Here is a 19732-nt window from a genome sequence, read left to right as displayed (position 1 = left end):
GCGCGGGCAAGAGCGAATTTGTGCGGATGCCAGTCAAGAAATCCGCCTGTTATGCGTGAACGTTAGGCGCTTGCTTGTGCGAATACCTTGCGTATCACTGCGCATACCTGATCCAGGTACTCGGCAGTCAGTGTTGGATGAACCAGGAACATCAAGCTTGTCTGTCCCAGTTCATGCGCGACGGGGACGTGTACGGGCGGTATTTTGACTGGCAAGGTATCGAATGCCTTCTCAAGATGAATTTCACTGCATGAGCCGGAAAAACAGGGAACGCCAGCCGCATTCAGCTCCTCGATAAGACGGTCACGGTTCCAGCCGGGTGCCAGGTGTTCCGTTTCTACAAAGGCGTAATATTTATAGTAAGCGTGGCCAATGCCTGCGGGCGGCAAGGTCAGGCGCACCGCTGGAATGCTGGAAAACACCTCGGTCAGAATTGCTGCATGGTGCCGACGTGCGGCGACCCACTCATCCAGCTTGCTCAATTGCAAACGGCCTATTGCCGATTGCACTTCCGTCAAGCGCCAGTTGGTGCCGAAGGTTTCGGTCAGCCAGCGAAAACCCGGTGGATGTTCACGCCGGTATACCGCATCGTAACTGCGTCCAATATCCTTGTAGGCCCAGGCTTTTTCCCAGACGGTATCGTCACTGGTGGTCATCATCCCACCTTCACCGCCGGTCGAAATAATCTTGTCCTGGCAAAATGAAAAAGCTGCAGCATGCCCTATCGACCCTACCTGGCGCCCTTTGTAGGTGGCGCCATGCGCCTGCGCGCAATCCTCAATGACCTTGAGGTTAAACTCCTCGGCCAAAGCCATGATCGGATCCATGTCACATGGCCAGCCTGCCAGGTGAACGACCAAAATGGCTTTGGTACGTGGTGTAATGGCCAGGCGAATGGCCTCTGGCGAGATGTTCTGGGTGGTGCGGTCCACATCGACGATCACTGGCAGCGCGCCACGCATGACTGCGCAGCTGGCCGAGGCGATATAGGTGCGGCTGGTCGTGATGACTTCATCGCCTGCACCAATGCCCAATGCGTACAGGGCCAATTCCAGCGCCACGGTGCCGTTGGCAACGGCAACAGCATGTTTGCTACCGACATAGGCGGCATATTCACGCTCGAATGCGCGGCCGGCATCGCCAGTCCAGTAATTAACTTTGCCAGAACGCAAGATATCAGTCGCGGCTGCGATTTCATCTTCGGGATACACAGGCCATGGGGCCGGGCGGGCTATCGTAAGTGTCATGTTTTTATTCCTGATGCCAGCCGGGCTGGCGGGTTTTGATGATTTTGGCAGGTGAGCCGACGACGGTGACGTTGGGATCGACGTCCTTGACGACCACGGCGCCAGCACCGACCACAGACCAAGCGCCAATGGTTTTTCCTTGAATAATCGCGCTGCCGGTGCCCAGGTCGCAGCCAGGGCCAACCAGCACAGCGCCGGATACATTCACGGAGGGAGCAACGGTGACAAAGTCGTCAATGCGAGCATCATGTCCTACGGTGGCGCCGATATTGATGATGACATGTCGGCCAAGCTCGATGTCGGTGGTCACCAGGGCGCCGGCGCAAATGATCGCGCCCTCACCAATAACGACGCGATTACCAACCCAGGCGCGTGGATGGACCAGCTGCAGAAATGCCGCTTTGCCGCCAGTTTCGATGGCGCTCACGATCTTCTTCCGGGCGGCACAGTTTGCGACTGCCACGCTGATGTGCACAGGTGCGGCGTGCGGCTGATCCAGCCACTCCAGGCCGCCCAATACGGGATAGCCATGCACCTCGGTACCATGCAAGGATGCATTGCCATCCAAGAAACCGAGAAAATTGAGTGGGAACTCATTACCTGCAGCGGTATTGATGTCCTCGATAATTTGATGTACTTCGCGGGCGAAGCCGCCGCAGCCAAAAATCACCACGTTTTGTTTCATTATTTATCCTTGTCTGAACCGTAAAATCGCGGCATTGTCTCGACGCCCTGTGCGCTGATACCTTCTTTGATCAGTACCTTTTTCGCTGTCAGGGCCAGTATTTTCATGTCTAGCCAGAATGATTGGTGATCGACATACCAGACATCGAGTTCAAATTTCCGCTCCCAGCTGATGGCATTGCGGCCATTGACCTGAGCCCAGCCGGTGATGCCAGGCCGCACAAGATGGCGTCGTGCCTGTTCTGGTGAGTACAGCGGCAGATAATCCATCAGCAGTGGCCGAGGCCCCACCAGGCTGATGTCCCCCATCAATACGTTGAAAAGTTGAGGTAATTCATCCAGGCTGCTGCGCCGCAAGAACAAACCGAAGGAGGTGAGCCGTGCATCATCGGACAATAATTTGCCCTGTTCGTCCTTGCGGTCGTTCATGCTGCGAAACTTGTGAACCGTGAAGGGCTGACCGTGGAGGCCAGGGCGAACCTGGGAGAAGAGTACGGGAGCACCGAGAAACAGGCGCACGAGCACGGCCACTAACAGTAGCAACGGCAAGGTCAGTATCAGCAACAGCGTTGCCACTGCTATGTCGAATAGTCTTTTTACCATATCTATCCCTGGCTCCTGCGCTTATTTGAGGGCAATACTTGCGTAAAAACTTTAATGAAAGCGCTCACGCCGACTTGCAAGGAGAGATGGTCGCGATAATATTGCATGGCTTGCTGACCCATGGCTTCCCGTTGTGGCAAGGACATGCTGGCAAGGCTCAACACTGCCTGCGCGATTGAGGCCGGGTTTTCCGGTTCGGCTTCCAGGCCTGCTCCGGCTTGGCGTACCATATTGGCGGCATCGCCGCGTACGGCCATGATGATCGGCTTGCCCACGGCAAGATATGCCTGAGTCTTGGACGGAATAGTGATGGCGAAGAGCGGATCATCGCGCAGATGCACTAATAATGCATCGGCGCGCGCTAGCAGCTGTCCGACTTGTTCCATTGGCATGCGTGGCACGAACCTTACATTCTCAAGGTTCGAACTGGCACACTGTTGCTGGAGCGTCGACACTTCGGTTCCACCGCCAACGAATACAAATTGCACACGCTTGTCTTGGCGCGCGACTAACGCCGCAGCCGCGAGCACGGCCTGCAAGGCTTGCGCCTTGCCCATGTTGCCAGCAAAAACCACGTTAAAGCGGTCATCTAGGAAGGACAGGTCGCCGGTGGCCGTGGTGGGGGCACGCAATGTCGTTTCGTCGCACCAGTTATAGATCAGAGATATTTTTTCCGCAGGAACACCACGTTCTGCCAGCAAACTGCGAAAGCCTGGCGACAGCACGACGATATGGCTGGCGCGACGGTAAATCCAGTTGCAGACCGCACCGACGATTTTCAATGCGCGTGCATTGCCTATCATGCCGGTTGCCCGGAGGGTGTCGGGCCACAAATCCTGCACGTCGTAGACGAAGGGTGTACGCCGCAGCCAGCCGATCAGGGCGCCCGACAGGCCGACTGTCATTGGCGGATGATAGACATAAATCACGTCGGCCTTGCGGGACATGAAGATACCATACAGGCATGATGTCAGAGCAAAGCTGAAATAATTCAACAACCTTTTTACTGCCGAACTATCGTGGCTGGCGTACAGCGGCACGCGCACCAGTTGCACACCATCGATGACTTCGCGTTGGCGCCACGACTGGCGGTAACCTGGGTAGATACGACCTTCAGGGTAGTTTGGAAATCCGGTGATGACCTCGACTTCATGCCCAAGCTCACGCAATTGGCGTGCGAACAGCATGCCTTTGGCGGTGGGCTCGGGGTCAAACCACTGTGTTAACAAGAGAATGCGCAATGTAATTCCTATTTTCGGCAATTGCTCAGGCTTTTTTCCAGACTACGCGATTGACGTAATCGGTATAGCTATGGATGATGCGCACTACCTTGTCCGATACATTGGGCATGCTGTAGTCGGAGATCAGGCGCAAGTCGCGTACGTCGCCACGGGCCTGTGTTTCCAGAATAGCCAAGCCTTGCAGGATGCGCGCCGCTTCCAGTCCTGTCATCATCACTGCTGCCTCTTCCATGCCTTCCGGGCGCTCATGGGCCTCGCGAATATTCAGGGCCGGGAAATTGAGAATCGACGATTCCTCGGTAATGGTACCGCTGTCGGAGAGGACCGCGCGGGCGCGCGCCTGCAGGTGTACATAGTCTTTGAAGCCCAGCGGCTTGAGCAGGCGCACGAGAGGATGAAAGACGATACCCTTGGCGTCGATACGCTTTTGCGTGCGAGGATGGGTCGAGACGATAACCGGCAATTGATAGTGTTCCGCCACCGTATTCAGTACATCCACCAGTTTGGCGAAATTGACATCGGAGTCGATATTCTCTTCGCGATGCGCGCTGACAACGAAATAGCCGCCAGCGTTCAATTGCAGCCGTGCCAGCACGTCTGACGCGTCGATGCCGGCCTTGTAGTGATGCAGCACTTCGTACATGGGGCTACCGGTCTTGATGATGCGGTCCGGCAGCAAGCCTTCGCGTAGCAGATACTCGCGCGCGATGTCACTGTAGGTGAGGTTGATATCGGCAGTATGGTCGACGATCTTGCGATTGGTTTCTTCTGGCACGCGCTGGTCGAAGCAGCGGTTTCCCGCTTCCATATGAAAAATTGGAATTTTGCGGCGTTTGGCGGGAATCGCTGCCAGGCAGCTGTTCGTGTCACCCAGGATCAGTACGGCATCTGGCTGGACCTGATCCATGACTGCATCGACTGCGATGATGATCTTGCCTATGGTTTCGGCGGCATTCGCTCCGGCCGCATTCAGGAAGTGATCAGGGCGCCGGACTTCCAGATCCTGGAAAAAAATTTCATTGAGCTCATAATCGTAATTCTGGCCTGTATGTACGATAACATGATCGCAATGTTGATCCAGTTTGGCCAGCACGCGGGAAAGGCGAATAATTTCCGGCCGTGTACCGACCACAGTCATGACTTTTAATTTTTTCATGTTTTACACTTTGTAAGTAATGGTATCGGGATGCTGACGGTCGAAGATTTCATTCGCCCACAGCATGACGATCATTTCATCTTCACCGATATTCGTAATGTCATGCGACCAGCCTGGAATGGTTTCCACGACTTGCGGCGTCTCCGCGCAGGTGCAAAGCTGGTGCGTCACGTCACTTTCGATATGGCGGAAGCCGAACCGCGCTGTTCCTTTGATGACGAGAAATTTCTCGGTCTTGGTATGGTGGTAATGGCCGCCGCGGGTGATGCCAGGATGGGCCGTAAAGAAAGAGAACTGGCCGGCATCGGGCGTCTTTAACATTTCAACAAATACCCCACGCGGATCCTGGTGCTTGACCAAAGGATAGGAGAATTGCTCTGGCGTGAAATATGTGATGAAAGTGGAATACAGCGCCCGGGTCAGTCCTGTGCCAACCGCCTCTGTGACCATGTTGGCACGGCTATCCTTGAAGCGCTGCAGTTGCTTTGCCAGATCGCCCACACTGATGCGGTAGGCTGGCAGTACCTGTGCGTATGCTTCTTGTCCAGCTTGTTTGCCTTCCATCGCCCTCAAGAACTCGGCAATCACATCATCGATATACACCAGATCGAGTATGAAGGCAGGATCGTTGATTTGAATCGGCAGACCTTGCGCAATATTGTGGCAAAAAGTCGCCACAGCCGAATTGTAGTTGGGCTTGCACCACTTCCCGAATACATTCGGCAAACGGTAGATGTGCACGGCGGCACCGGTGGCGGTACTGAAGGCCTGTAATGCCTGCTCCGCGCCACGCTTGCTGTTGCCATAGGCATTGTCGCGCGTCGCCTGGCTCGATGAGGTGTACAAGACAGGCGTAGCGCGTCCAGCGGCCTGCAATGTATTGCACAATGCCTGGGTCAGGTCGGTGTTTCCTGCAACGAACTCGGCGTCATTCTGAGGACGATTGATTCCCGCCAGATGAAAAATGAAATCTGCCTGCAGCGCTTTTTCGCCTAGCGAAGAGAGTGACTCGCCATTAATGAAGGTCAACACTTCGATAGTGCTGCGTTCACGCAGGTGTATCATCAAATTTTTGCCGATGAAACCTTGCGCGCCGGTGACTAAAACCTTCATGACCTTAACCTTCTGCTGTTGGTTGCTCACCGCGAACAATTGCCTGAATGAAGTCAAGCTTCATCAGCAGCTTTTGCATGCCGGCCTGATCCAGGCGCTCGGTATTGTGTGAATTGTAATCGTCGCAATTGGAGATTTTTTGCTCGCCTTGTTCGACAAATTTTCCGTAATTTAAGTCGCGCAGATCGGGCGGTACACGGAAATATTCACCCAGGTCACCGGCAGCGGCCATTTCTTCGCGGCTCAACAACGTTTCATATAATTTTTCGCCATGGCGGGTACCGATGATATTTACCTGATGATCCGGTTTTTCAAGGATGGCGAGCAGGGCGCGCACCAGTACTTCTACTGTGGCAGCGGGCGCTTTTTGTACAAACATGTCGCCATTCGTACCATGCTCAAATGCATACAGCACCAGGTCGACAGCATCGCCCAAGGTCATCATGAAGCGAGTCATTTCCGGATCGGTAATCGTAATCGGCTGGCCTGCGCGGACCTGTTCGACGAATAGCGGAATGACGGAACCACGCGAGGCCATCACATTGCCATAGCGAGTGCCGCAAATGACTGTCTTGGCATCGTCAAGATTGCGCGACTTGGCAACCATGACTTTTTCCATCATGGCTTTGGAGATGCCCATGGCATTGATCGGATAGGCTGCCTTGTCCGTGCTCAGACATACCACTCGCCGCACACTGTTCTGTATCGCTGCTTCAAGCAGATTGTCGGTACCGAGAATATTGGTCTTGACGGCCTCCATCGGATGAAATTCACAGGAAGGAACCTGCTTCAGCGCAGCAGCATGGAAAATATAATCGACGCCGCGCGTGGCATTCAGCACACTGTTGAAGTCTCGCACATCGCCAATATAAAACTTCAGTTTGGGGCTGAGGTATTTTTTGCGCATGTCGTCCTGTTTTTTTTCGTCACGGCTAAAAATACGGATTTCTTCGATATCGGTATTCAAAAAACGCTCAAGTACCGCATTGCCGAAGGAGCCTGTGCCGCCCGTGATTAACAGTGTCTTGCCAGAAAACATAACATCTCCAAACGAAATTAAAATATTAAGTAAAATATGTTTATTGCATTTTTGTGCAATAATTGAAAGGCAGCGACTGCAATGTCAAGCTGCCTTTGCGTGCTGAAATAAATTAAGATTGTCCTGCAAGGTCAATTCATTATTTGTGAAAGTAACTGCCAGTTTTAATGCCGCATTCGAAATCTGCCTTCTGGTAGTGTAATTTTTTTTCGCATGCTCATCAATCGCTGTTACGAATTGTTGCTGATTTTCTAAGGGCAGAGTGATGCAGGCCCCATCCGCATCACTGGCCCAAGGCGTTTGGTCACTAATGAGCACGGGCGTGCCGGCCGAGAGCGCCTCGATGATCACATGCCCGAAGTTTTCGCCCAAGGTGGGGAAGAAAAATAAATCATGTTCACGCATCAATGCCGGCACTTCGGAAGGAGCCCTGGGTCCGCAATAGGTGGCAGTTATGTGGGCGGGAAGTGCCTCCATCAATGCTTTGCATTCGGCCCAGTATGCGCGGTCTTCCACGGGGCCGTAGATATTGAATTGTATCGGTGTGGCAACTTTGGCCAAGCATGACAGCAGGTATGCAAGATTCTTCTTTGGCGAAATCCTTGAAAGAAAGATAATCTTGAAGACGGGATTGTCAGGTTTTTGGTGGACCATGGCAGGTGGCGGCGGGCTCACGTCCGCTGCGATACGGATGTTATTGCCATTCCGCACGGCGGCATCATATTTTCCGTAAATATGCTTGATATCCCGGACTTCGTTCTCCGTCGAGGCATGCCAGGTCACATTTTTCAATAGCCCTAACTTGGCAATAATATACAAGTAAGGCACTTTCTTCCAGCGCTTGAGAGATATTGCCCCGGCGGAAAATTCTCCCCTTGGCGCGATGATGATGGGTTTCTTGTTTAGCAAGCAAAAATTCAACGCAAGCAATGGTAAAAAAGTAAATGTTGCATCAAAAAAACTATTAAAGTAAACCACATCATATTCTGTTTCTTTTATTACTTTAATAAATTTCAGGAATTTGCCTATTTTGCTGTTGACGCCGGAAATGTAAAAAACCGTCGAGTTGCCAATCTTGTTCCAGGCGTTCATGCGAACGCCTTCATAAGGAACGCTATCACCTAAATCACGATCACTGGTCACAATCAAAAAATCAAGCGTGTCGAGTTGCTCAACCATGTTCTCAATCGTCTTGAGGGGGCCGCCAGACTTGTAACCAGGTAAGTAAAAGTGAATAAAGGTAAGTATTTTCATATTCTTAATATAATGTACTTTATGGAAATTTCATAGACTGCGTGAAGCGCAATCTTTGAGGGGACTGATTGCATCAAACACTACTCGTGGACGGCTGCTTGAACACGCTGCAACCAATAATCGGGATCAAGATGCGTGGTGAAGGAGAGGGTAAAGCCGATGATGACCGCGTGTGCGATAGGCGCCATTTTTGAGCATCCGCTTATTATATATGTTGCGCGCCATGGAGAGTTACGAAAATACGGGCCACGTTTGCTTTAGTGCTAACCTTGCTGGGAATATTTCATACTTGATAATTTTTGTGTATGCATCCAAGCATGGCAGGAGGGGAGCTGCGATAGCGTACAACTGAAGGCGTACCCCAGACTTTGCATATTTCTTTGCACGCTCCCCTCGTCATTGCGCATCAGGTGTGTATTGTTTTGCCGCGGTTGTGCAAGGCGACGGCGAAGATGCTGGCGATAACGAGTATGGTTTGCAGATAATAGAAAATATCGACACGAAAAGCCGTGAAATACAAAGAAATAATAGATATTAATTTTGCAATTATCGTGCCTATCAGCAGTAATAGAATGCTGTATGTCGCATTAGACATGAACAATGATGTTTGATAGAACCTGAAAATTGATGCGGAGGCACCTGCCAGAGCTAGCACAAGAGAAAGATTGCCATTGTAGGCGTCTTGGCCGAATACCAGTTTGTATATTTGTGGACTGAATATGAGTGCCGAGCCGAAAAGGATGATGATTACGGTACTACTGCCGATCGTCAGGCGGGCAGAGCGTTTGTTTGCCAAGCGTACTGCCACGATGTTCATGGCGACGTCAAAAACTCCTCGCAATATGTCATAGAGTTTGCGATTCATCATGTATGACGAGACCGCGTCCGGCTTGATTCCGATCTTTGAAAAAATGATCGCATCGAAAGCGAAAAGCAGAAGATATGCGGAGTTCATGAAAAACGCCGACATGGTACTTTCAAAAACCATGACGAGTTTCATGGTGATACGCAGGCGGAAGGATAAGGCCAAGGTCTGTGCCACATTTTGCAGAACAGCTCTGATAAAACTTCCGATAGCGATGGCATAAATGCCATACTCCTTGAAAAATAGCACAATGCCAAGAAATACCAGGCTGCTTGCAATGTTGATGATGTAAATGGTCTGAAAACTCAGAAAAACGCGCAACGCCGCCGTCTCGGCATAGGACCAGAGGGTGATTGCGGTTGAGAGAGCTAGCAGGAAATATGGGAAAAAGTTCTGCAGCGAGCCTATTTCCGTTGTAAAGAAAAAGGTTGGTAGCTGGATTAATAGCGCAAACAGAGCAACCAGCAGTAATGTACCGCGCAGGCGATGGTAGTTTTTCTCGATGGAATCTGGATTTCCTGTCGCATTATTCTTGATGAAGTTCTGGGAAAAACCTATGTCAAGAAGAAGGAAAAATTGACTCAGCTCAAAAACGGAAAACCATGTGACGAAATCTGGTTTGCTTAATATTTTCCAGTAAATTGGATATAGCAGTACATTGATCGATAATGTCACAGCCATCGATAGAAGGGAATAGAATATTCCCAAAAAATACGGGTCGCGCCAGATCTTCTTCATTATTTTAAGTATTGGATGATTTTTTTCATATGTGATTTCCACGTATGATTCTGGAGCATGTGTTGTTGACGTTTTTTGATCGTTGCTATTGCCGCTGAAGATGGTGCGTTGGCAAGCGATGCCTGTAGATTTGAAAGATCCTCGGTCAACAGCATACAGTATTGCTTCAAATCGTCTGGGAAGTTTGAAAATTCATTGCAGAGTACTACCGCGTCGCTGGCCATCGACTCCCAAAATTTGGATGGGAAGAAATATTTTGTTTCAATGCCAATGTCATAACGTAGCACGAAGACATATGTCGATTGCGCGATGAATTTTTGAATGTCGGCATGGCTGGAAAAACCATGATAAATGATCTGTGAATTTTCCTCGCTATATTCCTGGCACAGCTTTGCAAGAGTGCCTTTGCCGAATATATGTAGTTCCACGCCGGGGTTCTGATCCGCCCATTGTTTTAGCAGAATTCCTATACCGTTGTATTCTTCGAGTGCGCCGGCAAAAACCGCGCGTCTTTTTTTGTCAGTGTATGTTGTGTTATCACTGAATAGACTGATGATGTTGTCCGTCAAACCGCCCTGGATAAGTATGGACGGTGTGCGGATATTGAAGTCATCAATTATGGAATGGCTGATGGGAAGAATCAGATCAAACTTCGATAGGAGCTTTAAGGAGTAGCGATCCAGCATGGTTTGCAAGGAGCGCATCCCTTTTCCAGCAGGTAATACATCCTGGACAAAAATAGCAACTTTTGAGCTGCGAAAAAAAAATTTGTATAGATAAAGCGCGATATTTTGAAAAAAATAGCTATTGTAGACGAATATTTTCTCTGGCCTTTGGGTGAAAATGAAAAGCAGCAGGCCAAGTGCGTAAGAAAAATGCTTGATGATGGGAAGATTGAAGAATGGCAAGTAAGTGACATTATCTTCAGTTTTTTTTCTGGAAATTAGCTTTCCATTTGGGAAGGCTGGCATGGGTACCATGGCTGCGCTTTGGACTGCAGCTTTGGCCTCGTCCAGTTGCAAACCCTGAAGAATTTCCATTTGCACTTGATTCGCGGCTTCCGAGTATGCTTGCCCAGAGAGTCTTTTATCGTAGGTTAAATTTCCAATAAACAAAGTTCTACCAGGTTTGTTTACGGTTTTATTTTTCTGGGAAAACGGTTCTGCCACTGGGAATACCCTTTTTATCGTTAAAGTTACTGCTGCCGTCAGCAATGCTGGGGATAATCACGAGAACATGATCAAGCTATGCAAGGCTTGGCGTGGATTTGTTCAGCCCGTCGTCCGCTCGGTAATATGCTTATTTTTTTTGTCAGCATGATTTTAATCATCAGATAGAAAAAGCCGACGGCGGTTTCGCCGGATTGAAAGAGCTGATTATTCGCGGACAAGTAAAAAAAACCGATGGTGAGATATGCATAGATGATGAGCGCTTCATGATCACTGGTCTTGAAGACGGTATTTTCGGAAATGCGGAAAAGGAAACCCGCCAGGAAAGTTAGTATTCCTACGCCAAGATAACCAAGGTCAGACACCCACCACAGATAAAATGTGGACCAATTAATATAGCGATCGGTCCCTCGGTATTCCAATCTTGCCGGATAGGTTAGATCCCCGATATTGGTGCCTAATACTTTATCAGCTTGCCTGGAAAGGAATGTGGAATTTCCTATGCCATAGGTCCAGACAAATTTTTCGTCAAGCGACATGTCAAAAATGCGATAGCCTTGGGTGAGATAGGATGTCAGGGCGGAATAACCCATTAGAAACAAACCATCATCCAGGTTGTATGCTGCAACTGAATCCATTTTTGGATCGATGCCTTTGATCGAAGGTGACCCTTCCCGGCTGGCCTGACCAAGGGCGAAGAAGTATAGTAGTACGGAAAAAACCACGCCCAATATGCATGCGGAAAAGAAAATCTTGGCGTAATTCTTCTTTCTTTTTATTGCATATTTCAACATGAATATCGCAATGCCAATCAACGCATAATCGAACAGGTATTTATTTACGCCAGTAAAGACTGCTAGCAATAAATTTAATACGCTGACGACCAAGCCTATTTTTTTTAGCTTGGGTGATAGTTTGTCATAGAAGTACAGATATGTTGGGAAAAAACCGAAGAGATAGACGGAAAAAAACATTCGAACGTATTCAACGATGCTCTGGTTTGCGGCACTATACGCCGCTGCCATCGCGTATTGTTCTCCGAGCGATCCGGCCAAATGAAATCCGCCAACCCGTCCATAAAAGGTTGGCAATATGAAAAGCATTGAAAAAAGAAATGAATGTAAAACAAATTTCCTCCTTCTGGCAATGAATTCACCCGGAAGGTCTGACTTGTTTTTTAGATAAAAATTTCTGGCAAAAAATGATCCAAGCAATAGCATGAATAAATAATACAATATCCAGCCGGCCACCTCATATTTTATGTTCTTATAATCGATCGGGCCAAAGTAATATAAAGCAATTGTTGTTAATTGCATTAAAATTATCAGGAGCAATAATGGGGAGGCGATGCGCCGCGCACCACGGTGTATTGTGCGAATATTTTTCCCAAGCCCGACTGGCATCGGTGAGGCTGGGATGGACGAAGTTTTCATATGATTATTTCTGACTGCGTTAATCGCACGGTGGCTGGCGCTGCTCTTGGCGGTACCTATGACATGCTTGCTTCAGCGCTGATGACTTCAATACGTTTGAAGTGGTGGTTGATGAGTCTTGGACCGAAGCATAACAAAATATTTCAATACTCTATTTCTTATAGCAATGCGGGCAAGACACCTCATACACATATTCCGGCGCCAGTTGCTGGCGCGGGGTGACGACGGCGCGGCAGACGAAACATTGCACTGTTTCCGTCGGTTCCAGTTTCGGGTTCAGGGCCGTGCGGTAGTCGAACACGAAGCAGTCGCCCGTGTAGTGCTCGCCGCCCACTTCTTCGAAATACTTGAGGATGCCGCCGTCGAGCTGGTACACGCTGTCGTAGCCGATTTCCTTCATGTGGATCGCGGCCTTTTCGCAGCGGATGCCGCCCGTGCAGAAGGTGACGACGGTCTTGCCTTCCAGCTCGTCCTTGTGGGCGGCGGCCACGGCCGGGAATTCCGTAAACTTGTCGATCCGGTAATCGAGCGTGTTGTTGAACGTGCCCACGTCCACTTCAAAGGCGTTGCGCGTTTCCATCATGACCACGGGTTTGCCCGTATCGTCGACGCCGGCGTCCAACCAGCGCTTGAGCGTGTGCGCGTCGACGGACGGGGCGCGGCCCAGTTCCGGCTTGATCAGCGGCATGCGCATGGTGATGATTTCTTTTTTCAGCTTGACCAGCATGCGCTTGTGCGATTGCTCGTTCGACAAGCTTTCCTTCCATTCCAGATCGGCCAGACGCTCATCGCTGCGCACCCAGGCGAGGAAGCTGTCGATATGCTCGCGCGTACCCGACAGGAACATGTTGATGCCTTCCGGCGTCAGCAGGATCGTGCCCTTCAGCTCCAGCGCCAGGCATTGCTCCTGATACAAGGGGCGCATGGCTTCCGTATCGTCGAGCGTGATGAATTTATACGCGGCGATATTGACAAACGTGGCGGCCAGCGGGCTGGCGGCGGCGGAAACGGCGGGTGTTGCTGGGGTGATGGCTTGCATGATGGCGATCGGCTTAGACTGAACAGCCGATATTATAAGCCCGACAGGCCTGGCAGGATACCCGGTCCGTACGCGCGACGCGGTAGAATAGACCCCATTGAATTTTGCACGAAACGGTACACAGAATGGAAATGGTAATGCAAGAGGCCGGCGCTCCGGCAGGTTCACAGCAAGCGATGCAGCCCGGTCCTGCTTTCGTCCATTTGCGCGTGCACTCGGAGTACTCGATCGTCGATGGCTTGGTGCGCATCGACGACGTCGTCAAGGCGGCGGCGAAGGACAAGCAGGTGGCGCTGGCCGTCACCGACCTGTCGAACCTGTTTGGCATGGTCAAGTTCTACAAGGAAGCGCGTGGCAAGGGCATCAAGCCCATCGTCGGCGTCGACGTGTGGATCACGAATGACGATAACCGCGAAAAACCGTCGCGCTTGCTGTTGCTGGCGAAGAACCGCATGGGCTATCTGCAGCTGTGCGAACTGCTGTCGACGGCCTGGCTGACGAACCAGTACAAGGGCCGCGCCGAGTTGCGCATCGAGTGGCTGCAGGCGCTGGCGACGAATACCTACGACCTGTACCCGGGCGAAAGCGCGGCCAATGGCTTGATCGTGCTGTCCGGCGCGCACTTCGGCGATGTCGGTACCGCCATCGAGAATGGCAACCTGGCCCTGGCCGAGCGCAACGCGCAGCGCTGGGCCGAGATTTTCCCCGGGCATTTCTATATCGAAATCCAGCGCGGCGGCCAGGCCAACCAGGAAGCGCAGGTGCGCCATGCGGTGGCGCTGGCGGCCAAGCTGGGCTTGCCCGTGGTGGCCACGCATCCCGTGCAATTCATTTCCCCTGAAGAATTTATTGCCCACGAAGCCAGGACCTGTATCGCCGAAGGCGAAATGCTGGCCAACGCCAAGCGCGTGAAACGGTTTAATGACAGCCAGCGCTTCCTGTCGCAGGCCGACATGGCGGAACTGTTCGCCGACTTGCCGGCTGCGCTGGCCAATTCCGTGGAAATCGCCAAGCGCTGCAATTTGACCTTGACCCTGGGCAAGCCGCAGTTGCCGAACTTCCCCACGCCGGACGGCATGACGATCGACCAGTTCCTCGTCGCCGAATCGCAAGCGGGCCTGGAAAAGCGTTTGTTGCAGTTGTATCCCGATCCCGAGCGCCGTGAAAAGGAGCGTCCGCGCTACGAGTCGCGCCTGAAATTCGAGACGGATACGATTTGCAACATGAAATTCCCCGGCTACTTCCTCATTGTGGCCGAGTTTATCCAGTGGGCCAAAGAAAACGGCGTGCCCGTCGGTCCGGGCCGCGGTTCGGGCGCGGGTTCGCTGGTCGCGTATTCGCTGCTCATTACCGACCTTGATCCATTGCAGTACAACTTGCTGTTCGAGCGCTTTTTGAATCCCGAACGCGTCTCGATGCCCGACTTCGATATCGACTTTTGCCAGGAAGGGCGCGACCGGGTCATCCAGCACGTCAAGGATTTGTATGGCAAGGAGGCCGTCTCGCAGATCGCCACCTTCGGTACCATGGCGGCCAAGGGCGCGATCCGCGACGTGGGCCGCGTGATGGATTTCGGCTATAACTTCTGCGACGGCATCTCGAAGCTGATCCCGTTCAAGCCGGGCAAACCCGTGTCGATCGCCGACGCCATCGAGGAAGAACCGCTGCTCAAGGAGCGCCTGGAAAACGAGGAAGAGGTCAAGCAGCTGCTGGACCTGGCGCAGCAAGTCGAAGGCATCACGCGCAATATCGGCATGCACGCGGGGGGCGTGTTGATTGCTCCCGGCAAGCTGACGGATTTCTGCCCGCTGTACACGCAGGGCGGCGATTCCGGCGTTGTGTCGCAGTACGACAAGGATGACGTGGAGGCCGTAGGCCTCGTGAAGTTCGACTTCTTGGGTCTGACCACGCTGACTATCCTCGACCGCGCCGTGCGCTACATCAAGCAGCTCGATCCCGCGCAAGCCAATTTTGATCTGGCCACCTTGCCGCTGAACGACAAGCCGTCGTACGACTTGCTGACCAAGGCCAAGACCGTGGCCGTGTTCCAGCTTGAGTCGCGCGGCATGCAGGGCATGCTGAAAGATGCGCGTCCCGACCGTTTCGAAGACATTATTGCGCTCGTGGCCTTGTATCGTCCTGGCCCGATGGACCTGATTCCCGACTTCTGCAAGCGCAAGCACGGCGAACGTTTCGATTATCCCGATCCGCGCACGGAATCGATTCTGTCCGAAACCTACGGCATCATGGTGTATCAGGAGCAGGTGATGCAGATGGCGCAGATCGTCGGCGGCTACTCGCTGGGCGGCGCCGATATGCTGCGCCGCGCCATGGGTAAGAAGAAGGCCGAAGAGATGGCCGAGCACCGCGAGATCTTCCGCGCCGGTGCGGCAAAAGATGGCTTGACGGCGGAAAAGGCCGACGAGATCTTCGACTTGATGGAAAAGTTCGCCGGCTACGGTTTCAACAAATCGCACGCCGCCGCCTACGCCTTGCTGTCGTATCACACGGCTTACCTGAAAGCGCACCACACGGCCGCCTTCATGGCCGCCAACTTGTCGCTGGCCATGGATGACACGGACAAGATCAAGATCCTGGTGGAAGACTCGCTGGAAATCTGCAAGCTGACCTTGTTGCCGCCGGATATCAACGAATCCGATTACCGCTTCACGCCGAGCGGCGCGGCGCCGTCCGTGAGCGGCAAGAAAGTCACGCAGATCCGCTATGGCCTGGGCGCCGTGAAGGGCTCGGGTCAGAACGCCATCGAAGCCATCATCGCCGCGCGCGAGGCGGGCGGGCCGTTCACGAGCCTGTTCGACTTCTGCAAGCGCGTGGACAAGAAGCAGATCAACCGTCGCACCATCGAGTCGCTGATCCGCAGCGGCGCCTTCGATTGCCTGAAGGTCGACCGCGCCATCCTGCTCGCATCCGTCGCGTTCGCCATGGAATGCGCCGACCAGGCCGCCAAGGCGGCCAACCAGGTGAGCCTGTTCGGCGGCGACGACAGCGACATGGTGGCGCCGCCCGAGTACGTCAAAGTGCCCGAGTGGACCGATAAACAGCGATTGACGGAAGAAAAGATCGCGCTGGGCTTCTATTTGTCCGGCCACCTGTTCGATTCGTATGCGCCCGAGGCGCGCCGCTTTGCGCGCACGAAATTGTCGGAACTGTCGCCGTCGCGCGAACCGCGCATGATGGCCGGCGTCATCACGGGTTTGCGTACGCAGATGACGCAACGCGGCAAGATCCTCATCGTCACCCTGGACGACAAGAGCGGCACGGTGGAAGTGACGGTGTATGGCGAACTGTTCGACTCGAACAGGAAAATCTTCAAGGAAGATGAATTCCTGGCCGTCGTGGGCAAGGTGTCGGAAGACCGTTTTTCGGGCGGCTTGCGTATCACGGCCGAGAGCGCCTTCGACATCATCGCCGCGCGCGTGCAGTATGGCCGCCAGCTGGGCCTGACCTTGCCGGCCACCCTGGACGCCAAGCGCATCCGCGACGTGATCATGCCGCACCGCGCCGAGACGGGCTTGCCGATTGCCGCGCGGGTCAGCCCGCAAGGCGTCAGTTGCGTGCTGCAGTTTGGTGATGAGTGGAAAGTGGCGCCATCGGATGAGTTGCAGATGGCGCTCGAGCAAATGCTGGGCGCACAAGAGGTGGCGGTCGAATACTGACCGGCACCGTCTGGCGCATACAACAAAGCCAAACCGCAGACATGCTGGTTTGGCTTTTTTCGTTTACATGTCTTTCAGGCCCGTGATCGCATAGCCTTTGGCGGCGATCTGCTGGTGCGGCTGTTCGATATGGTAGTCGGGCAAGATCTCGGCATCGTCGGCTACTTCGCTGGCGCGTGTTTCGAGCTGCCAGTCGGTATTGGTCACTTCTTCCGGAATGAGCTTTCCTTCCGGCACGGCGAGGTAGGAAAAAATGCCGTCGTGCTCAGCCCGGCGGTAGATGTCTACGCGCATGAATGCCTCCTAGTAAGCGTTGGGGGAACCGGTGCACCGCAGTGCATGCCGATAGCGCTAGCGTAACAGGATTGTGCCGTGCACGGGTTGTAGCGTGTGCCGCAGGAGCAGGGGAGCTCAGGCGATGGCGGAAGCGTAGTCGTCGTCTTCGCCGAGCATGGCCGATTGCCGCACCTCGCCGGCGGCGGCAACCGCGCCTGCGGTGGCGGCTTGCAGCGGGCTGCGATGGGCGTCGAGGCCGCTGCGCAGGCTGGCGATCATGGCCAGCGTCAGTTCGTGGCGCTTGCGTGCTTCCGAGCGTTTTTTGGAAGGAATGTCTTGCAGCGCAGGCAAGGGCAGGTTTTCGCACGCTAATTCAAAATCGCCATCCTGGCGCACTTGCGCGCCCAGTTCTTGCCATAGCGCATTGTAGTCGGCGAACAGACGGCCTTTCTTGGCGGAATGGTGCACGGCGCGGTTGATATTGCCGACAAGCAGCATCTTGCGGCAGCCGTGTTCGTATCCCAGCTGGCGCACCAGGCGCACCATCAGGGTCTTGGGACGCATGCCGTGCAAGTCGCGCGTTGCCTCGCGCACGCGGTGCGCGCTGTCCTCGCCCTTCGGGCCTTGCAGGCAGCCGATGCGCATGCCCAGGGTGGCGCGCAGCTGGCTGCCGAAGAAGGAAAAGGCGATCGAATACAGCACGTCGTCGTCATGCATCAGCTGCAGCACCATCTCGCCTTCGCGGTCCATCGGATGCAGCGAACACAGTTGCAAATGGTAGGGCGCGCCCGACTTGCCCGCCACCGTGCCCAGGCGTACGGGTCCGTGCGCCGCTTGGCTCATCAGCTTGCCCCAGCCCTGCTGCAAGATGAAATGGTAGTGCTCGGCCAGCAACTCCACGCGCTGCTGGCAATTCAAGGTCAGGCTCAGGTACGGGCGGTAGACCTTGTGGATCATGTGCGGATAGGCTTGTACCAGATCATGAAACGCCGGATGCGAGTTCAGCAGTTGTAGCCAGCGGCGGGTCTGGCGCTGCTGCACGCGGGCGCGCAGATGCAGCTTGAGCAGTTCGCGCCAGCGGCGCATGCCGCTCGGCATCGCCATCAAGCCGTCAGACAGGGTAATAGTTGGCATCATCGTGGCGTGGAGTTACAAGGCAAGGCGTGCCGCATGCATGGGAGGGATGGTCATGGTCGGAAAACCATGTCATCTTATGCACGCCATCTCCTCCTGTAAATTGGCGAAACAGCGTACGGGTTCCCCTTATGCCAGCCCTGTTTTAATAGCGGTAGGTGACATACACGGCGCCGATTGGCGAGGTCTTGCGCTGCACGATGGGGCTCTTGGCCGCGTCGCCCAGGCGGCTCTCGACGCCGACCAGGGTATTGATACCCCAGCGCGCATCGAAGCGGTGCTCCCAGTTGACGGTGGCTTGCGCTTCATAGAAACCGGCCTTGGGCGTATATTGCTTGAACGAGGTGTTCGCGGCCTGGGTGGCCGTGACGCCATACATGGTCTGCACGTATTTGCGCTCGCCCCAGGCCAACTGGCCGCCGATGGTTACGCTATCCTTCTGCATGCCCTTGGCATCGGACCTGCCGTAGACCTGGCCCGTCGCTTCGAAATGCACGTTCGCACCGTTTTCGCGGTTCGACAGGGGAATGTCGCTCGACACGCTCAGCGACAGGCCCGGCAATGGCGAATAGCCCACGCTGAGCAGGGCGCTGGCGTTGCCCTTGACTTCGCCCATGCCCTTCAGATAATCGCTGCCGCCCCAGCCGTTGGCGCCATTGCGTTTGTGGTCTTCGCGGTTGCCGCGGTAGCCCAGCGCCGCGCTGTAGCTGAGGGGGCCTGCCTGGCCGCCATAGCCGATGCCGCGCGACGTGCTGAAGAACAGGCCATTGGCCATGGCGTAATCGAGAATGATCAGCGGCGAGGCCGACAGCTTGTCGGCGCCGGAATAGCTGGACACGGCGGCAACACCGCCGCCGATGGTGAAGACATTTTCCGCAGCTGGTTCGGCCGCCGCGGCAGCCAGGGGATTCAAGCTCAGGCCGCAGGCCAGCGCCAGCGAGGTCAACAAGGTTGTAGATGCGTGCATGGAGTTTTCCGTCAGGTGGAGAACCGAGTCCGGAGTGGCTCGATTGACTGCGGACAGTATCTGTCCTTGCCATGAAGGAAAAATGAGCCTTTTATTA

16 protein-coding genes are annotated in these 19732 nt (G+C 53.8%); 1 reads left to right on the top strand and 15 read right to left on the bottom strand.

All coding sequences use genetic code 11. The features are described 5' to 3' along the window. Positions 1-62 precede the first annotated feature (62 nt). From KO538_RS06590 to KO538_RS06535, 12 genes are all read right to left on the bottom strand, one after another. On the bottom strand, positions 63-1247 hold the full coding sequence (locus tag KO538_RS06590; RefSeq protein ID WP_219327825.1) for a DegT/DnrJ/EryC1/StrS aminotransferase family protein: 1185 nt from the start codon (positions 1245-1247) through the stop codon (positions 63-65). A gap of 4 nt (positions 1248-1251) precedes the next feature. Next, positions 1252-1932 (bottom strand): acetyltransferase, encoded by a 681-nt coding sequence (locus KO538_RS06585; RefSeq protein WP_219327824.1) that lies wholly within the window; start codon positions 1930-1932, stop codon positions 1252-1254. Then, positions 1932-2534: a sugar transferase gene (locus KO538_RS06580; RefSeq protein WP_219327823.1), complete on the bottom strand. Its 603-nt coding sequence runs from the start codon at positions 2532-2534 to the stop codon at positions 1932-1934. Before KO538_RS06580 ends, KO538_RS06585 begins: the two co-directional genes overlap by 1 nt. 2 nt (positions 2535-2536) lie before the next feature. Then, positions 2537-3775: a glycosyltransferase family 4 protein gene (locus KO538_RS06575; RefSeq protein WP_257620206.1), complete on the bottom strand. Its 1239-nt coding sequence runs from the start codon at positions 3773-3775 to the stop codon at positions 2537-2539. A 25-nt stretch (positions 3776-3800) separates the two neighbouring features. After that, positions 3801-4931, bottom strand: a complete 1131-nt coding sequence (gene wecB, locus KO538_RS06570; RefSeq protein ID WP_219327822.1) for a non-hydrolyzing UDP-N-acetylglucosamine 2-epimerase — start codon at positions 4929-4931, stop codon at positions 3801-3803. 3 nt (positions 4932-4934) lie between these two features. Then, entirely contained in the window at positions 4935-6044 is a 1110-nt protein-coding gene (locus KO538_RS06565; RefSeq protein WP_219327821.1) for an NAD-dependent epimerase/dehydratase family protein, read from the bottom strand. A 4-nt stretch (positions 6045-6048) separates the two neighbouring features. Continuing rightward, on the bottom strand, positions 6049-7083 hold the full coding sequence (locus tag KO538_RS06560; RefSeq protein ID WP_219327820.1) for a polysaccharide biosynthesis protein: 1035 nt from the start codon (positions 7081-7083) through the stop codon (positions 6049-6051). Between the two features lie 84 nt (positions 7084-7167). Further along, positions 7168-8337, bottom strand: a complete 1170-nt coding sequence (locus KO538_RS06555; RefSeq protein WP_219327819.1) for a glycosyltransferase — start codon at positions 8335-8337, stop codon at positions 7168-7170. A gap of 406 nt (positions 8338-8743) precedes the next feature. Next, complete coding sequence (locus KO538_RS06550; RefSeq protein ID WP_219327818.1) at positions 8744-9940, bottom strand: hypothetical protein; 1197 nt, start codon at positions 9938-9940, stop codon at positions 8744-8746. Further along, complete coding sequence (locus KO538_RS29745; RefSeq protein WP_219327817.1) at positions 9940-11109, bottom strand: glycosyltransferase; 1170 nt, start codon at positions 11107-11109, stop codon at positions 9940-9942. The genes KO538_RS06550 and KO538_RS29745 overlap by 1 nt, the downstream gene beginning before the upstream one ends. Before the next feature lie 71 nt (positions 11110-11180). Then, positions 11181-12542: an oligosaccharide repeat unit polymerase gene (locus KO538_RS06540; protein ID WP_219327816.1), complete on the bottom strand. Its 1362-nt coding sequence runs from the start codon at positions 12540-12542 to the stop codon at positions 11181-11183. Between the two features lie 151 nt (positions 12543-12693). After that, entirely contained in the window at positions 12694-13581 is an 888-nt protein-coding gene (locus KO538_RS06535; RefSeq protein ID WP_219327815.1) for a sulfurtransferase, read from the bottom strand. A 137-nt stretch (positions 13582-13718) separates the two neighbouring features. Between KO538_RS06535 and dnaE the strand changes: the two genes are divergently transcribed. Continuing rightward, on the top strand, positions 13719-17258 hold the full coding sequence (gene dnaE / locus KO538_RS06530) for a DNA polymerase III subunit alpha (RefSeq protein ID WP_257620205.1): 3540 nt from the start codon (positions 13719-13721) through the stop codon (positions 17256-17258). 63 nt (positions 17259-17321) lie between these two features. Here dnaE and KO538_RS06525 read toward each other — a convergent pair whose 3' ends face one another. The 3 genes from KO538_RS06525 to KO538_RS06515 all read right to left on the bottom strand — a co-directional run bounded on the left by KO538_RS06525 (position 17322) and on the right by KO538_RS06515 (position 19635). After that, on the bottom strand, positions 17322-17552 hold the full coding sequence (locus KO538_RS06525) for a DUF6139 family protein (protein ID WP_034747058.1): 231 nt from the start codon (positions 17550-17552) through the stop codon (positions 17322-17324). 117 nt (positions 17553-17669) lie between these two features. Then, positions 17670-18671 carry a VirK/YbjX family protein gene (locus tag KO538_RS06520; RefSeq protein WP_219327814.1) on the bottom strand — a complete coding sequence of 334 codons (1002 nt, stop codon included), beginning with the start codon at positions 18669-18671 and terminating at the stop codon, positions 17670-17672. 142 nt (positions 18672-18813) lie between these two features. Continuing rightward, positions 18814-19635, bottom strand: a complete 822-nt coding sequence (locus KO538_RS06515) for a MipA/OmpV family protein (protein WP_219327813.1) — start codon at positions 19633-19635, stop codon at positions 18814-18816. Between the last annotated feature and the right edge of the window lie 97 nt (positions 19636-19732).

Source organism: Janthinobacterium sp. NKUCC08_JDC (genome assembly GCF_019345575.1).
In the GTDB taxonomy this organism is placed as follows: domain Bacteria; phylum Pseudomonadota; class Gammaproteobacteria; order Burkholderiales; family Burkholderiaceae_D; genus Janthinobacterium; species Janthinobacterium aestuarii.
Note: the sequence above shows the minus strand (reverse complement) of the source record. Positions and strands in the feature narration are given on the sequence as shown.

What these genes read in the sequence shown, in the direction of transcription:
- KO538_RS06590 (WP_219327825.1), bottom strand. Translation starts at nt 1,247, where the DNA reads ATGACACTTACGATAGCCCGCCCGGCCCCATGGCCTGTGTATCCCGAA.
- KO538_RS06585 (WP_219327824.1), bottom strand. Translation starts at nt 1,932, where the DNA reads ATGAAACAAAACGTGGTGATTTTTGGCTGCGGCGGCTTCGCCCGCGAA.
- KO538_RS06580 (WP_219327823.1), bottom strand. Translation starts at nt 2,534, where the DNA reads ATGGTAAAAAGACTATTCGACATAGCAGTGGCAACGCTGTTGCTGATA.
- wecB (WP_219327822.1), bottom strand. Translation starts at nt 4,931, where the DNA reads ATGAAAAAATTAAAAGTCATGACTGTGGTCGGTACACGGCCGGAAATT.
- KO538_RS06565 (WP_219327821.1), bottom strand. Translation starts at nt 6,044, where the DNA reads ATGAAGGTTTTAGTCACCGGCGCGCAAGGTTTCATCGGCAAAAATTTG.
- KO538_RS06560 (WP_219327820.1), bottom strand. Translation starts at nt 7,083, where the DNA reads ATGTTTTCTGGCAAGACACTGTTAATCACGGGCGGCACAGGCTCCTTC.
- KO538_RS06555 (WP_219327819.1), bottom strand. Translation starts at nt 8,337, where the DNA reads ATGAAAATACTTACCTTTATTCACTTTTACTTACCTGGTTACAAGTCT.
- KO538_RS06550 (WP_219327818.1), bottom strand. Translation starts at nt 9,940, where the DNA reads ATGAAGAAGATCTGGCGCGACCCGTATTTTTTGGGAATATTCTATTCC.
- KO538_RS06540 (WP_219327816.1), bottom strand. Translation starts at nt 12,542, where the DNA reads ATGAAAACTTCGTCCATCCCAGCCTCACCGATGCCAGTCGGGCTTGGG.
- KO538_RS06535 (WP_219327815.1), bottom strand. Translation starts at nt 13,581, where the DNA reads ATGCAAGCCATCACCCCAGCAACACCCGCCGTTTCCGCCGCCGCCAGC.
- dnaE (WP_257620205.1), top strand. Translation starts at nt 13,719, where the DNA reads ATGCAAGAGGCCGGCGCTCCGGCAGGTTCACAGCAAGCGATGCAGCCC.
- KO538_RS06525 (WP_034747058.1), bottom strand. Translation starts at nt 17,552, where the DNA reads ATGCGCGTAGACATCTACCGCCGGGCTGAGCACGACGGCATTTTTTCC.
- KO538_RS06520 (WP_219327814.1), bottom strand. Translation starts at nt 18,671, where the DNA reads ATGATGCCAACTATTACCCTGTCTGACGGCTTGATGGCGATGCCGAGC.
- KO538_RS06515 (WP_219327813.1), bottom strand. Translation starts at nt 19,635, where the DNA reads ATGCACGCATCTACAACCTTGTTGACCTCGCTGGCGCTGGCCTGCGGC.